The organism is Paenibacillus sp. P4_E11 (assembly GCF_056401635.1).
This window is the reverse complement of the sequence record NZ_JBFUIX010000025.1, coordinates 1-13,241: the sequence shown is the minus strand read 5'-3', so window position 1 is coordinate 13,241 and position 13,241 is coordinate 1. Positions and strand designations below refer to the sequence as shown.

Genomic DNA, 13,241 nt, shown 5'->3' with positions numbered 1-13,241 from the left:
TCAAACCATTAGGAGTGATCGACCATGCGTAAATACACCGTACTGTTCTTTCTGATCATGTTCATGATCGGAACGGATACGTTCCTCATCTCGCCCTTGCTCCCAACGCTACAGACGCAATTCGGCGTGTCGACGGGAATCGCCGGATGGATGCTTGGCGCCTACACCCTCGGCTCGGCCATCTTCGCCTTGATCGCCGGGCCTCTGTCCGACGGTTGGAACCGCAGGACCGTTCTGCTGTGCGGCCTGCTAGGATTCTCCGTCTCGACGATCCTATGCGGATTCGCGGACAGCTTCTGGACGATGTGCCTGTTCCGCTTCATTGCCGGTGTCAGCGCGGCGTTCACGGCCCCCCAGGTATGGGCTTCCATTCCCGCTGTCATGCCTGCGGCCAAAATACCGAAGACGATGGGCATCGCCTTCGCCGGGCTTGCCGCTTCCCAGGCGCTTGGCGTGCCGATCGGAAGCTGGCTCGCGGCCGCCCATTGGTCCGTTCCGTTCTGGACGATTGGAACCGCTTCGTTACTGCTCATCGCCGTCGCCTTCTACTCGCTGCCCGACATGAAACCTAGTACGCGTGAGCGGACGTCAATTCTTCGCCGATATGTCCCGCTGATCACGAGCGGCAAGGCAAGGAGCGGTTTCCTTGCCTACCTGCTCCTGCACTTAGGGAGCGGTACCGCATTCGCTTTCGTTGGCAAGTGGATGGCCGATCGCTTCGAGCTTCCAATTGGGCAGATCGGCACCGTGATGATGTCCCTCGGATTCGGCACTCTGCTGGGAAGCATGATTAGCTCTTATATGACTCGTAAGCTAGGCCATGCGAATGCGGTGATAGTAGGAATGTCGATGCTCATCGTACTTTACACGGTTATGCCCAATCTGCCGAACCTCCCTATCGTGACGATCGCCTATCTGATCATTTTCACGACACTCGGGATTATTTTCCCGATCGTCATGGGGGCGCTCACTTCGCTGAACGCCTCCATCCGGGGAACGATCTCGAGTCTGGCCAACTCGACGATGAACGGCGCGAACACGCTCGGCGCCTGGATTGCTGGCCTGCTCTATGTCCAGCTTGGCGGATATTCGTCGATTGGCATCTTCTCGGCAGTCTGCCTGGCGCTCTCGCTCGGGACGTTCCTGTTCGGCGGTGTCCTAGGGAAGAAAGCGGCGCGTTCTGGCCAGGAATCGGCATCCGCTTCCTAAGCCTGCTGATCCCCACCTCTAGCCCATTGCCGATGATTTTAACGGATCTCACTGCAGGCAGGACTGCCCGTCACACAAACAAGAGAGCCGTACTTGGCTCTCTTGTTCTTGTTTCTATTAAGGCGTTACGTCTTCCAAGTGGCATCTCCTAATTCCGGAATGATGCAAAAGTGCAGGATTTTATCGACATAATCTCGATTTCGCCCAAACTATGGCTAAGAATGTTGAGCTTTCGCAACAATATCGAACATTCGGATGTAAACCGATCCAAAATCTTGTACTTTTGCAGGATTCTCAAGTTTGAAATTCCACAGACTTCCCCTGACCTACAGTTTTATAAGGGTGCCACCTATATTACTTCCTTACCTCCCCGATAACGTTTCCTCATACTGCCCAGTCACTTTCAACTGTTGGTTGACAAGTTCTTTGATGGTGATGTGCCATACCTTTTTCTCGGTATCAGCTTCTCTCTCAATCCGTTTGATAAGAATCGGAATACCATCTATGTACCTGTATGTATGATCGGAGTAAAAAGTAGGAGACTCGCGAATAGAAGACTGGATCGTCTGACTATCTGAGTCGAACGCTGGAGACATGATTTGCTCGTGGTTGGGATTAGCGACATATGTAGATGATTTCGGATCCCAAAGCCAATATAAATAAGGAATATTAGGTCCAGCCGGAGTTCCAGACTGAATTCGGATATCCAGGTATCCATCAAAATTCATATCTTCAATGATTACACCCAAGCTCCTGCCATTCCACGTATGGGTCGGTTTGAACTGGATTTCTTGAATAAGACGGCCATTCTGTCCTGCGTTATAGACTTCTATTTTATCCGCATTGTACAGACTACCTGGTTTCGGACTATTGGCGCGACCATACACCTTAAACAAGTACTCCGGCATGGTGGGATGAATGGTTGCGATCTGGTAGCTGATTACGGAACCAGACTTAGCAATATCCGATTCTATACTCGCATTCTGCATATAACCGATGACCGCATAACCTTGAAAATGTTCCCGAATCTCGTCCATTTGGAAGAATAGCTTTTGTGATCCGCTTTGTTTCCTGCTGTCTATATCCGTATATTGGTAATAAAGCTGTTGGACAAACGATAATGTATTCCAGTCCTCTTGAACGGAAGAGGCTTGTAAGGAATAGTCGGCTCCTTTGCGTCTGAGCTCCATAATCAGCTCCTTCTGCTTCGCAAAAACCGTTTCATTCTTCGAAAACCGCTTAATCTCTGTTATATCCAACGTATTGATGGCCTTCTCAAGAATCTTGGGATAATTGTGAAGCAGTTCCTCCACATAATACCCGTCCGCCTTTACACTACCGCTACGTTGGTCCATATCCTGCTTATATGTAGTCCATCCATCCAACCTGCTTAACAACAGTTTCCCCTCAACTTGCTGAACGGTGTAGAACCACTGGTACTCATTAATTCTCGGGGCCCGATCCGGATGATCCACTTCAATCCTCTCCGTGACCTCCACTTTGTAACGGTCTTTCTCGACGTAATATCCGTAAATCTCCGTAGCTACGAAACGCTCTTTGATTTTCCTAGAGTAAAGATTCGCAACTAGTTCTTTTTGGGACGTGTATAAGCTGCTGCCTGGTGCTAGATACGGTTCTACAGTGGAAAACGTGTTGGTATTAATAGCTTGAATCAGCTTCTGTTGGTAGTCGCGGATTAGCTTACTGATGCGCTCGAATGTAAGGTCCGGTTCCTTCTCTGTAAACACGATTTGCTCCACTGCTTTGACCTTTGCTGCCGGAGAAGCTGAAGGAGTTGGTACTGCAATAGGTAACCCGGATGCTGTTACATCAATAGGTTCAACGGGTTTGTCACTGTGTTTGCATCCCATGGTAAGGATACTTAACACTACAACAGTGATGATTGCTTTTCTCATAACTGCGGCTCCTACTTTATATATCGATCATCTGCTTAAATGCCCTATATTTCTACATGTTCACTGTTATTTAAAATGTTATCCTCCAATACAGCAAACTTATCACCGTACTCTTTAATAATATGGGTTTCCCCCCAAGCGCATAAGGAATCTAATATCGATTTCAAACTCCATCCATATTCGCTCAGCTCGTATTCAACCTTTGGTGGAACTTGGTTGTAGCTAATCCGATTCAATATGCCATCTTGTTCTAGTTCTCTCAGTTGCTGAGTTAACATTTTTTGCGTAATTGCGGGCATAATACGTTTTAAATCGCTTGTTCGTTTTTTGCCATGTGTTAAGTGACAGAGGATTACACATTTCCATTTTCCCCCGATCACTTCGAGTGTCGCTTCCACTGAGATGTTATATTTTTTTTGGACCACAGTCTCTTCCTCCCCAATATGACTATAGGCACTTTTTAGTGTGTATAGTACTTTTAAGTTCCTATATCACTTAAAAGTACGTACTATTCATTTGTGCTTAATTAACTCATAATATCATTTACCGGCCGGTGATACCATACTGTAGGAGTTGTGTTACAAATGACATTGGATCCAAGGAGAAGTATGTTGGCACTGCTTGCATTAGCAATAAGCGCCTTTGCGATTGGAACAACAGAGTTCATCAGTGTGGGGCTGTTGCCCCTTATCTCTGAAGACTTCCATATATCGGTTTCAACATCTGCATTAACGGTTACTTTGTATGCTTTGGGGGTAACATTCGGAGCCCCTGTCCTAACGTCCTTAACCTCTAATATCCCGCGCAAAACGTTATTAGGTTGGATTATGTTTGTTTTTATTGTGGGCAATAGCCTTGCCGCAGCTTCGAGTACGATTAGCGTACTACTGGTAGCTCGCGTCATCTCTGCCTTGTCACACGGTGTATTCATGTCGATTGGCTCTACCATCGCGGCCGACCTCGTACCTGAGAACCGCAGGGCTAGCGCTATAGCTATTATGTTCTCTGGACTCACTGTGGCCACCGTTACAGGAGTGCCATTAGGTACGCTGATCGGGCAACAATTGGGTTGGCGGGCTGCTTTTATCGGGATTGTTGTCATCGGCATACTGGCCTTCATAGCCAATATGGTTTTGATTCCCTCCGATTTGCGCAGAGGAAGCAAAACACCGCTTCGCACTCAGCTTAAGCTTATTACTAATGGACGTTTGCTTCTTGCATTCTCCATTACTGCCATAGGGTACGGAGGCACCTTTGTCGTCTTTACTTATTTATCCCCATTGCTTCACGACATAACCGGATTTAAGGAATCAACGGTAGCGATCATTCTTCTTGTATACGGAATTGCTATAGCCATAGGCAACGTTATTGGAGGAAAAGCTGCTAACCGCAAACCTGTTTCTGCCTTGTTCTATATGTTTGTTATACAATCCATTGTACTCCTCATCTTAACGTTCACCGTGCCGTTTAAAGTTGCCGGTTTGATTACGATTTTCTTTATGGGATTGTTAGCATTTATGAACGTACCGGGTTTACAAGTGTATGTGGTTATGTTGGCTGAACGTTATGCACCGAAAGCGGTAGATGTAGCTTCTGCTGTCAATATTGCTGCGTTTAACGCTGGGATTGCAATTGGGGCATTGTTGGGTGGAGTAGTTACAGACTCGATTGGACTTATTCATACAGCGTGGGTGGGAGCATTGATGGTTCTCGGAGCCGTAATCTTAACCGGCAGGGCACGTGCTTTGGAAAGAAAGGATGAGGCAAACCTCAAACACCAGGCTGCTTAATGATGAATCAACAAATTTAGGAGGTTATTTTATGATCGCACAACATTTACAAGACACAACAACCTTACACAATGGTATTGAGATGCCTTGGTTTGGGCTCGGCGTATTTAAAGTAGAAGAAGGTTCTGAATTGATCCATGCTGTAAAATCAGCCATTAAACATGGTTATCGCAGTATCGATACAGCAGCTATATATGGCAATGAAAAGAGTGTCGGACAAGGAATTCATGAAGCCATTCTTGAAACCCGAATTCCTAGAGAAGAGCTCTTTGTTACTTCAAAAGTGTGGAATGCCGATCTGGGCTATGAGTCTACACTGGCTGCCTACGAAACAAGTTTAAATAAACTTGGTTTGGAGTATCTCGATTTATTCCTGATTCATTGGCCTGTAGAAGGTAAGTATACCGGGGCGTGGATGGCTCTAGAAACCCTATATAAAGAAGGACGTGTAAAAGCCATTGGAGTAAGCAATTTCCAAATCCATCATCTTGAACAACTAATGATGGAAGCTACAATTAAACCCATGGTGAACCAAGTGGAATTCCATCCACAATTAACTCAGAATGAGTTGATGATATACTGCAAAGAACAGGGCATTCAAATGGAAGCATGGTCTCCATTAATGCAAGGTCAGCTGTTGGATCACCCTATCTTACAAGAAATCGCAGATAAATATAACAAATCTATTGCCCAAATTATTCTCCGTTGGGACTTACAACATGGTGTTGTGACGATTCCCAAATCTACTAAAGAACATCGAATCATCGAAAATACAGCGATATTCGACTTTGATCTGTCAATAGAAGATCTGGCTCGGATTGATGGTTTGAACCAGAATCATCGAGTCGGTCCAGATCCGGACAACTTTGATTTTTAATTTAGTTTGATCAAAAAGGAGCCATTCTTTCAACTACGAAAGGGATGGCTCCTTGCTTTTCCACCTGACTTACAGTTTTATTAGGGTGCCGCCTATATAACGTACGCCGCCTCTTTGCTGGATAGGGTCACTGGCGTCATTAAAATAGTACGAAGCCAGCATTTCACCCGGTCTCACTTCAACCGCTCTCGGGTACCCAATATCAATGCTGCCACCGTCATCGCGAAGGATTAGCTCGGGTCCCCAAGTGAGTCCGCCGTCCTCACTAACCCGGGCGCGGATGCCGAATGGCGGGCGTCTATAACCACACACGGCGAACAATCGGCCATCCTCCATAAGCGTCAAATGAACGGTATCCCCATGGTCGTTGATTCTAGAAACAAAGCGCCAAGTAAGTCCCCCGTCATCCGACGCGTACAGCTCATCCCAAGCAGCCACCATGGAAGGTTTACATCGGACTGCAACCAATATTGTGCCATCCTCCAAAATGACGGGCGAGGGACAGATGACCCTATACTCATTACTCCCCGGCATCAACGATACGAGTGACCAATTACGCCCCTCATCAAAGGAAGCAAATACGACAGGACGGTCATGCGGATTGTTTTTCGGCCTAGCGGTTAAGAAAAGGAGAACGACTCCATCGGGCCTTACGATGTAAGAAGGTCTGCCTTGATAGCGGGGAATGCCGCAATCCGGTAGCATAACCGCTTCGCTCCATGACTCTCCTGCGTCTCTTGACATCTTGATCCACGGCTGTGCATTATCGACTCCCGAGTTGGGTGTGCACCAGCACTCCAGCAAAGTATTGGGATCATTGAAGTCGTAGCCTTCCGTAAACGAATGAATCTTACCATAGTGAAGCTCATCGTTTAACTTATTGTTGTCAGCCAGCTCGGAAGGGGTGCTCCACGTAAGGCCGCCATCCTGAGTACGAACCGAGATGATTTTCCCGAATGTTTCGACTCGGTCATGATTAATCGTTAAGGGAATGGAATAATCGCAGGAAATGTTCATAAATGCGACCAGTATGTTGTTTTTGTTGATTTTCCACATCCCGCCGTTAAAGGGCCAGGAGCAAAATTCGTTCGGATTCTTGTAAAGGACAACCTGCTTCATCTCTTGGGGCTTGATTGGCTTCTCGTATTTCATTCAATGAGATCCTCCTTCACTCAATTGCTCAACCATTTACAATCGCCCTTTTAACTGATATGTTGTATACAACATACTATATGTTTTCCAAATAAATCCGTCAAGATCTATAGCTTAGAAGGAGACAATGAAATGAATTTACCGAAAATAGATAACTCAAACCTTTGGGATAAAACCTACCACATTTTGAAACAACGAATCATTGAAAGAACATTCAGCGCGAATCAAAAATTATATATACCAGAACTGGCAGAGCAGCTTGGCGTAAGTCGAACCCCGATACGAGACGCCTTAAACCGGTTAGAGATGGACGGCTTGGTTACAACCGTGTCGAAAGTCGGAACTTTCGTGAAACCCATTGAACTATCGGATGTCATAGATATTATGGATACCCGTCTTATGCTGGAGTACTGGGTCGTCGATAAATTAGCCTCACGCACGAAGGAACAACTGCTTGTTGAGATCAACCAAATGGAGGATATCGTCCGGCAATCCTTACGAGACCTGGAAACCATGAGTTTGAAAGAATACCTGCAGCATGACTACAATTTGGCCTTTCATCTGAAATTTATTAAGCTAGGTGGTAACTTGAAAAACATCTCCATCTATAAAAACTTAATGAACTATCGCTTCTTATTGTATAAAAACGCTTTGGTTTCCAAGGAGATGGTCACCTCCGCCATCCATCAACATTTGGCAATCACCGAGGTTCTTAAAACCGGTCATCTTGCAGAGATAAAAGCCGCTATTCAAGGACATTTGGAAGATTCCAAAACGAGACTGATCGAAAAAATCAACAATAATGGCGGTGTCATCTAGTCAGACACACAGGAAATTTAGCCGTCATTTATGACCTTCGCCGGGAATCGCCTCGTCTTTGTGGCTTTCGAGCAGCCGAAACCAGTTCTTCGGATGGAAGAGCAGCACGAAGATGACGTGAAACAGATAGGCACAGGTAAACCGCTTCCTGGCAGCAGAGCAGCCAAATGTCAGCAAGCAGATGGTTTTTGCGAATGAAGTCCGACGGATCGCGCGGATCGATCAGTTGTTTCAAATAGTCCGTAACGTTTCTTTACTCTACAACGCTTGTCCGAACCCAATCATGTCTACGATTTCATACTCAAAAAGTCCCTCCTCGGCGATCAGCATGATCCAGTTCGAATACACGTCCACTTCCAAATAAAACCTCTCGCGGTTTTTGACGGACGACTCCTCTCTCCTTTTGGAATAAGGGAAAAGCCCGTCATGGCACGAATTGACCTTGACAGGCTTTTCCTATTTGGGTTTAATTACTGGCCAAAGGCAGATTAGTTGGATACAACCACTTGTTGCGTCAAACTCCCATGGCGACGTTAATCCGCTGCCCTTTTTCACTAACGGCAGTTCTTGTCCGTTCATCCAGACCCTGGCTGACTCATCGATGCTGCTGAACCAAAGGCGAATCGGATTGCCGTTGTCGAACTTCTAGTCTACCTTTACTTCCGTCCGATACCATGCGTGCCCTTTGTATTAGCGAAGTCTTTGGCTGGACCAGGTTTCGGAATAAGTCTTCAGCTTCATCCAAGACTCCTCCGTTCCCAAGCCGGGTTTCCAGAAGCCTAACAGATCGCCGTTCTCGTGTAAACGAGCGGCAGTTGTCCCTTCCGTGCGCTCCCCTGTGGTACCCCACTTGATTCGTCAGTCGCGCGCGGACTGTTAATTTGCCCTCATCATATCAAAGTGTGCTGGCCTTGCAGGCCAGCTCTATTTTTTCAGCTCCTCCTGAATCTTTTTGTTCGTCACTTCCTCCGCTTCCCGCAGGGCGGTGTTGACGTCCTTTTTGCCGAGGATGACATTGTTGAAGCCTATAAGCAGGTTACCTTCAGCGATGCTGTTGGATTTTCCGATCGGTGCCGCCGGAGCGAACTTGGCCGGCACGATTGCTTTGTTGTTTTTCCCTTTATACATCGCCGCCTCTTGGCCGAACACTTTTCTTAGCTCCTCGCTCTTCAGCGCGGATAAAAACTCTCCCCGCTTCACGCCGGACAGCTGGAACTCCTCCGAAGCAAGGTAAGCCATCACCTGGAACGCCTGATCTTTATACTTACTCGTATTCGTCAGCCAGAACGCATTCGGATACGGCTGCGGTCCTACGCCGGGCTGGTCGGCCATCGCCGGGAACGTCGCCAAATCCCAGTTCATGCCTTCCAGCTCCTGAGCCGTGTGCAGCGTGCTTACCGGAATCCACATCGCTACCGTCCGGTCTTTAATGAACGCATTGCGCTGATTCGTTACATTCGTCAGATTGCCATTCATGTTATAACCCGGAAGCGTATAAAAACGGGTCAAATTATCAAACAGCTTTTTCCACTTTTCCTCGGAATAGGACGCCTTCTGAGTGGTCGGGTCGAATGTCTTGAGCGAATACGGGTTCAGCCTCATGAAATGCTGGGCGGATATGAACAGCCCGCGATACGTGACGCCTCCTTCTTCCCGCGTCAGCCTTTTGGCCAGATCGTACAGGTCGTCCCACGTATTCCCGTCCTTCGGATAGGGAACCCCGAACTTGTCGAAAATGTCCTTGTTGTAGTACACCGTCGCAGGCGACATGAATACCGGCAGCCCGTACATGCCGCCCCCGCCCAGCAGCTTCATCTGATCGACAACCGCCGGCTCGAGTTTATTCAGATCGAACTTGTATTTCTGAATGAGCGGCGTAATATCGGTTTGAAGCTCATGCTGGAGCAAATTGTTGTAAACGAGACCGGTCGACGAGAAAATGAGGTCCAGTTGCTCCCCGGCCGTAATCATCTCCTGCACTTTTTTCCCGTTCGTCATCGGCACGAACTTCGGCGTAATGTGCGGAAACTTTTGTTTGACCGGACCAGCGATCTCTCTCTCGAACCTCTCGGCCGGCCAGTCGCCGCCGCCGTCATAAAAGACGAGCTCGATCGGATCTTCCTTCTTCGCCGTCTGCTGAACGTTTTCTCCCTGAACACCGGCTTGGTCCTTCCCCCCGCATGCGACCAGCAGCGTGGATACAAGCACTGCTGCAACAATACCGTTTATAGCTTTTTTAATCATAACGGACACCCCTTGTAGTTAACTGTTTTGAATTAAGTTACCGGTTCGTATTCTTCTATCGCGATCCGAACGGCGAGACTCTGGCTGTTCGGGTTCGTCAACTGTACCTGCAGTCCTGTCCCTCCGTTACCCAGAGCGAAGGCTGAAGTAAAATTGGATGCGGCATTTCCCAGCACAGACTGCAGCGGTCCCGGCGAGATTTGTATACTGCCTGCCTGGTTTGTAATAAGAACGCGCTGCTCGCTGGCGTCAAATACCGCTGACGTCGTCCCAAGCTTCGAGGAAAACGTGACTCGGGAGCATTTCCCCGCATTGGCAGCTATGGACGACAGTTCGAATGTAACCGAAACCGTCGACGACGCCGGAACGACGATCTGCTGCGAGCGAATGAACTTCACGTCCGCGACTTGCAGCGAGGAGCCGGAGGAATGATACAGCTTTTCCATAACCGCAGAGTCGGTATTGCCGGTCAAAGTATAGCCGCGATTGCCGTAAAACCGGATGCTGCCGCCCGAGCTGCTGAATATGACCGGACCGTTAATGTCGTTGTCCACGATATCCAGATCGAGTCCTGCTGCCCGTCCGACTCCGACCGACCCTTGCGTAAAGACCGACGCGGCGATCCGGTTGTCTTTGAACCGGCATCTTTCCGTATAAGCGCCGCTGATGAAAATGCCCCAGCTTCCCGGACCGATTATCTGGTTGTGGCTAATGTCCGCATTTTTAATTTTGCCCGCCCGGTAAGTGCTGAAGCTCGACAGGAAGATGCGGCCCGTAATGTTGTTAGAGATTACCAACTTGTCGCAATCATTGTCCTGAACGGTGACGAATATTAGCTCTTTCACGATATTCCCGTCGATCACTACGGTGGAGCTGTCGTCGATCCACAGCTTCTTCTCGAAATTGTTCGCCGTTACGATTACCTCGGCATTCGGGCAATTCTCGATCTCGCACGAACCGTAAGAATTGTTATAGTCGTAATTGCCGATAATTTTGATTTTCCCGTTAGACCCGAGGAAGTTGTAGCTGGTCGCATTTTGCCCGTGGTAGCACTTGTTTTCGCTGTAGACAGTGTTGGTCGTAAACACGTTTTGAAAATGTCCTGCGTTTTTGCCGACAGGGGCGGTCGACTTGCAGTTCAAGACGGCGATATCGGCGACCGTATGGGTTGTGTTTCCACGGAAATCGGTTGCGTAGAAGAAATCCTCGAATTCGCAATTTTCGATCGTAATCCGCTCGATCATGCGTCCGGCTGCCGTCGTATCCGCCCGGATCCCTCTGATCTGGCTTGTCGTATTCGCTGCTTTAAACCGGAGCCCGCTGCAAGTGAAGGCATCCCCGTTCAGCCTTATCGAATCGCCCAGGATCAGCTTTCCGGTTCCCGTCAGCTTGACGTAATTGGAGGAGACCGTAAATCCGGCGCTAACCAAATAATCCCCCGCCGGAACGTAGATGCAGCCGCCTTCTCCCGCATCGACCAGCGCTTGAACGAACGCCGCGGTAGCGTCGACCGTCCCGCCCGGTACGGCGTTATACGGGGAAGCAGTAATATTCAGGCATGAACCGCATGACGAGTCGTCGTTCGGCACCGGGCTTCCCGGCTTACCGCCCGAATAACCGGGCGTTCCCGGATGGCCCGAATTTCCCGGACGTCCGGAGTAGGTGCTTTCCGTAACCGAACCCGCAACCGCACTCCAGCCTCCCGCGCCCACGGTAATCCCGAGCACTCCCATGGATGCGAGCAGCTTTCTGCGGCTGATGGCCAACGGACGCGTGCTCTCTTCTTGTTCCATATGCTCCCTCCTGTAGATCCAAGATTCATACCCTGATCCTGCAAGCGATTTCATACATAAATATAGCACAGCACTCCGTCCGATGGCTTTAGACATGAATGGGAAGGCTGGCGGTTCATTTAACTGTCAGTGGCATTTTAAGTAGGCCCCGTCATCGGCACCGGCATCGGGCGGTGGTCGGCCCCCGGCTCATGCTCCCGCTTTTCGCCCAAGCCAGATGTGATATAATACAGGAACATGATGACCGTGCACGGGTAAAAAGGAGGATGTCATCGGAATGAAACCAAAGTCTAATCCTATCCGGATGTTCACCGAATATTATTACAAATGGAGTTATTTCCCCGTCACTACTTCTTTTCACTCTCATTCCCAGTACGAAATCTATTATTTTCATAGCGGACGGTGCGACTATTTGATCGGAGACCGGATCATTCCCTTAGAGTCCGGCGATCTGATCATTATGAACGGCATGACCCGCCATTGTCCGAAAGTAGATCCTTCTTCAGAATATGTACGTACGATGTTTTCGTTTAATCCGCACCTGATTCAGCTGTTCGGACCTAGTCTGCTTGCTTGCGGACCGCTCAGGCCGTTCGAGCTGCTCGGAAACCATCATATCCGCCTCGATGCGGAATCGAAAGCGGAATTCGAGAACATTTTGGAGCGTATCAACAAAGTTTATTATAAAAACGACGTCATTAACCGGAACAGGCTGATGAGCGCTTTCTTCGATCTGTTGATGCTGATCTATGAGAAATGTCAGGTCGATATGGAGTTTGCACGCGCCAACGTAACGGACCGGGAGCGGCATGTGCAGCGGATGATCGCATATATTGAGGAAGGTTTCGCGGAAGATATCGAGCTCGACCAGATGGCGGCCGTCCTCCATCTAAACCGCTTTCATTTGATGAAGCTGTTCCGCGAGGTGACGGGCATGACGGTGTTCGATTATATTTACTCACGCAGGGTCAATCAGGCCAAAATATTGTTTTTCCACAGCTACGGCAATACCGTAACAGATGTATGCTACAAAGTCGGTTTCAAACACCTGTCCCATTTTAGCCGCGTGTTCAAAAAGCAGGTCGGGATGACGCCCGATCAATACCGGAAGATGATGCAGGTTACGCCGCTGAAATAGACTGGAATGAAGATTCATCATAAAGGCTATATCAGCAAGTTGAAATATCCGATGAATCGCACCGAACAATGAAGATTATATCGATCAACACGGGGTGTCTAACTCATGTTATTAAATGAGAGGTGTCGATTCGTGAGGACAAGCCCGCGATAGTTCGTAGCTTGCTTTGGCCATATCAGTACCAATGATCAGATGAGAAGTGGTAATTCGTTCAATTCGTTGATTTTGCCCTTCTGATTGTTTAAACTTCATAGTTAGAGCGCCTCCTTGATGGTGTTGGGTATTGAACCCGTGGACATACCC

11 protein-coding genes and 1 riboswitch are annotated in these 13,241 nt (G+C 48.4%); of the genes, 5 read left to right on the top strand and 6 right to left on the bottom strand.

Annotated elements, in window-relative coordinates; translation table 11 throughout:
* The first annotated feature begins 24 nt into the window (after nt 1–24).
* A complete protein-coding gene (locus AC1DWB_RS12250; RefSeq protein WP_477541346.1) occupies nt 25–1,209 on the top strand; it encodes an MFS transporter in 1,185 nt (394 codons plus the stop codon).
* A gap of 362 nt (nt 1,210–1,571) precedes the next feature.
* On the opposite strand, the gene AC1DWB_RS12245 is transcribed toward AC1DWB_RS12250, so the two are convergent.
* Nucleotides 1,572–3,125, bottom strand: coding sequence for an XAC2610-related protein (locus AC1DWB_RS12245; RefSeq protein ID WP_477541345.1), 1,554 nt, complete (start codon nt 3,123–3,125; stop codon nt 1,572–1,574).
* A gap of 44 nt (nt 3,126–3,169) precedes the next feature.
* Nucleotides 3,170–3,550, bottom strand: coding sequence for a winged helix-turn-helix transcriptional regulator (locus AC1DWB_RS12240; RefSeq protein ID WP_477541344.1), 381 nt, complete (start codon nt 3,548–3,550; stop codon nt 3,170–3,172).
* A gap of 159 nt (nt 3,551–3,709) precedes the next feature.
* Between AC1DWB_RS12240 and AC1DWB_RS12235 the strand changes: the two genes are divergently transcribed.
* Complete coding sequence (locus tag AC1DWB_RS12235; protein WP_477541343.1) at nt 3,710–4,915, top strand: MFS transporter; 1,206 nt, start codon at nt 3,710–3,712, stop codon at nt 4,913–4,915.
* Between the two features lie 34 nt (nt 4,916–4,949).
* Entirely contained in the window at nt 4,950–5,792 is an 843-nt protein-coding gene (locus tag AC1DWB_RS12230) for an aldo/keto reductase (RefSeq protein WP_477541401.1), read from the top strand.
* A gap of 69 nt (nt 5,793–5,861) precedes the next feature.
* Here AC1DWB_RS12230 and AC1DWB_RS12225 read toward each other — a convergent pair whose 3' ends face one another.
* Complete coding sequence (locus AC1DWB_RS12225; protein ID WP_477541342.1) at nt 5,862–6,944, bottom strand: sialidase family protein; 1,083 nt, start codon at nt 6,942–6,944, stop codon at nt 5,862–5,864.
* Between the two features lie 132 nt (nt 6,945–7,076).
* On the opposite strand from AC1DWB_RS12225, the gene AC1DWB_RS12220 reads away from it, so the two are divergent.
* The gene (locus AC1DWB_RS12220; RefSeq protein ID WP_477541341.1) at nt 7,077–7,763 is read left to right on the top strand and encodes a GntR family transcriptional regulator; all 687 of its coding nucleotides are present in this window, start codon (nt 7,077–7,079) and stop codon (nt 7,761–7,763) included.
* 782 nt (nt 7,764–8,545) lie between these two features.
* Nucleotides 8,546–8,639, bottom strand: a riboswitch (ZMP/ZTP riboswitch).
* Nucleotides 8,640–8,687: 48 nt separating this feature from the next.
* Here AC1DWB_RS12220 and AC1DWB_RS12215 read toward each other — a convergent pair.
* Both AC1DWB_RS12215 and AC1DWB_RS12210 read right to left on the bottom strand, forming a co-directional pair.
* Complete coding sequence (locus AC1DWB_RS12215) at nt 8,688–10,007, bottom strand: ABC transporter substrate-binding protein (protein WP_477541340.1); 1,320 nt, start codon at nt 10,005–10,007, stop codon at nt 8,688–8,690.
* Between the two features lie 32 nt (nt 10,008–10,039).
* Nucleotides 10,040–11,800 carry a hypothetical protein gene (locus AC1DWB_RS12210; protein WP_477541339.1) on the bottom strand — a complete coding sequence of 587 codons (1,761 nt, stop codon included), beginning with the start codon at nt 11,798–11,800 and terminating at the stop codon, nt 10,040–10,042.
* Nucleotides 11,801–12,077: 277 nt separating this feature from the next.
* On the opposite strand from AC1DWB_RS12210, the gene AC1DWB_RS12205 reads away from it, so the two are divergent.
* On the top strand, nt 12,078–12,938 hold the full coding sequence (locus AC1DWB_RS12205) for a helix-turn-helix transcriptional regulator (protein ID WP_477541338.1): 861 nt from the start codon (nt 12,078–12,080) through the stop codon (nt 12,936–12,938).
* A 111-nt stretch (nt 12,939–13,049) separates the two neighbouring features.
* Here AC1DWB_RS12205 and AC1DWB_RS12200 read toward each other — a convergent pair.
* Nucleotides 13,050–13,241: hypothetical protein (locus AC1DWB_RS12200; RefSeq protein ID WP_477541337.1), on the bottom strand; the 192-nt coding region annotated here is incomplete at its 5' end.

Bases quoted from the DNA above. Each gene is read 5' to 3' on its own strand.
- AC1DWB_RS12225 (WP_477541342.1), bottom strand. From the start codon at position 6,944: ATGAAATACGAGAAGCCAATCAAGCCCCAAGAGATGAAGCAGGTTGTC.
- AC1DWB_RS12210 (WP_477541339.1), bottom strand. From the start codon at position 11,800: ATGGAACAAGAAGAGAGCACGCGTCCGTTGGCCATCAGCCGCAGAAAG.
- AC1DWB_RS12250 (WP_477541346.1), top strand. From the start codon at position 25: ATGCGTAAATACACCGTACTGTTCTTTCTGATCATGTTCATGATCGGA.
- AC1DWB_RS12215 (WP_477541340.1), bottom strand. From the start codon at position 10,007: ATGATTAAAAAAGCTATAAACGGTATTGTTGCAGCAGTGCTTGTATCC.
- AC1DWB_RS12220 (WP_477541341.1), top strand. From the start codon at position 7,077: ATGAATTTACCGAAAATAGATAACTCAAACCTTTGGGATAAAACCTAC.
- AC1DWB_RS12205 (WP_477541338.1), top strand. From the start codon at position 12,078: ATGAAACCAAAGTCTAATCCTATCCGGATGTTCACCGAATATTATTAC.
- AC1DWB_RS12235 (WP_477541343.1), top strand. From the start codon at position 3,710: ATGACATTGGATCCAAGGAGAAGTATGTTGGCACTGCTTGCATTAGCA.
- AC1DWB_RS12245 (WP_477541345.1), bottom strand. From the start codon at position 3,125: ATGAGAAAAGCAATCATCACTGTTGTAGTGTTAAGTATCCTTACCATG.